Below are 2,213 nucleotides of genomic sequence, written 5' to 3' on the forward strand. Positions count from 1 at the left end.
TCTCCGGCGCGCGCCTGACGCTCGGCACGCCGCAGTTCACCGGCACCGGCTGGCTGCAGGCCACCGACCTGATACTCAATGCGGCAAACGCCACCAACGGCGGCACGTGGGTGGCCGATCGCGCCACCCTGACCGGCACCACCTTCGCCAGCCAGGGCACCACCCAGGCGGGACAGCTGACGGTTAACTACGGCCAGCTGAACAACAGCGGCACGCTGCTCGGCAACGCGCAGCTGAATATTGGCGCGGACCAGGTAACCCAGAGCGCGGGCGGCAGGCTGCTGAGCGGCGGCAACCTGTGGCTGCAGAGCCGGGGGCTGGACCTGACCGGCCAGCTGGTGTCCCTGGGGGACTTAACGCTGCAGCTGACGAACGCGTTTACCAGCCGGACCGCCGTGGCGGCAGGCAGAACCCTGACCATCAACAGCGGCGGCGACATCGATAACCGCAGCGTGCTGCAGGGGCAGGCGGTCAACCTGAACGCGGGCGGACAGCTCAGCAACAACGGACAAATCACCACCGGCGGCGGCACGAGTACGCTTTCCGGCAGCAGCGTGGCGCTGAACGCCGCGGGCTCGGTGCAGGGCGGAGGTGACATCACCGTGGCCAGCCGGAGCAATATTATCGTGGACGGCTTCACCGGCACGCGCGGCTCGCTGACCCTGAGCGCGCCGGGCGCTATCGTCAACACCGCGCTGCTGTATGCGGCGAATAACCTGGCGCTGTTTGCCGACAGCATCACCAACCAGCGCGGCGACATCATGGCGGGGAACAACCTGTGGATGCAGCGGGATGCGGCGGGGAATGCGAACAGCCGGGTGGTGAATACGTCGGGGAATATTGAGACGCAGAATGGTGATATTGGGATCAGGACCGGGTATTTGCTGAATACGCGGGATGGGTTGACGACGTCCGAACAAAGCAGACAAGTGAATGCAGGTATTAAAGATCTTGGGCAATCCATCATTAATGTTTCTGTAAATGATTTACCCGCAGGAAGCTACGGGTTCTATTCAGACAGGCGTGTCACTTCTTCTACTGGATGTGGGGCTCGGGGTTCATGTTTTGAGTTTTATAAGACGTTTTACAACCTTGCACCTTTTGCTACAGCCTCCACCCAGCGTTTTGCTGTATCAGAAACTGATGTGGGCGTAAGTGCTAATGGCAGTGCCGGGCGGATAATGTCCGGGCGGAATCTTAGTATAAATGCCAACCAACTGGATAATCAGGCCAGCTTCGTGCTGGCTGCGGGAGATGCTTCACTGGCTGGAACGACGCTTAACAACCAAAGCTGGCAGTCCGGAAAGCAGACGACTTATCTCGTTTATGAATATCAACAATCGCCATACAGCCCAAACACCTATGCTACAAGTGACCTCTCTACTAAACCGCAGGGGGTTGGGTTTGAAAATGATACTGTACGTTTTACTCTTACAGGACAAGACAGTCAGTACGAAACAGGGGAGTTCTACCGCGCCGTCATCCAGGCGGGCGGTAACGTCACCGCAAACTTCACCAGCAACATCAGCAACACCAATACCACCGCTAACGCGGGCGGCGTTAGCAACGTTATCTCTGCCCCGTCGCTGAACACCCTCAGCAACCAGAGCGTCGGCAGCGGCGTGCAAAAACAGGGGCTGAACGCTACCGGCACCGTGGCGGTGAACTCGCCGCAGTGGAACGATCAGCTCCAGGGTGCGCTACAGCAGCTTAACGGCGGCGGCGCGCTGGAAAACGGCGGCGCGTCCGGCACGCCTCTCAGCAACATTGGCACCAGGCAGAAAGGCAACGCCAACCTCGGCCAGCTGGGCGCGCTGGCGAACGCCGGGGTCACCACAGCCGATCTCAGAACCGCTCAGGGCGGCGCCGTCGGGCATTATCAGGGACAGCGCGTCGATACCAGCGCTTACCCGCTGCCGTCGGGCAACAACGGCTATTTTGTCTTCTCCGACAACCCGAAAAGCCCGTACCTGATCGGCATCAACCCGAAACTGAACGGTCTCGGACAGCTCGATCCCGCCCTGTTTGCCGATCTGAACGCAATGCTCGGGGTCAAACCGTCGTCCACGGCACCGCAGGAGACGCGGCTGGCGTTTACCGACGAGAAGCAGTTCCTCGGCTCGTCCTATATGCTGGGCCGCCTCAACCTGAACCCGGATTACGATTACCGCTTCCTCGGCGATGCGGCGTTCGATACCCGCTATGTCTCCAAC

1 protein-coding gene is annotated in these 2,213 nt (G+C 60.3%); it reads left to right on the forward strand.

From position 1 onward, the window contains the following. Positions 1–2,213: beta strand repeat-containing protein (locus tag AC0TNG_RS00045; RefSeq protein WP_473723522.1), on the forward strand; the 2,213-nt coding region annotated here is incomplete at both ends.

Source organism: Enterobacter sp. PL_is514 (genome assembly GCF_055816715.1).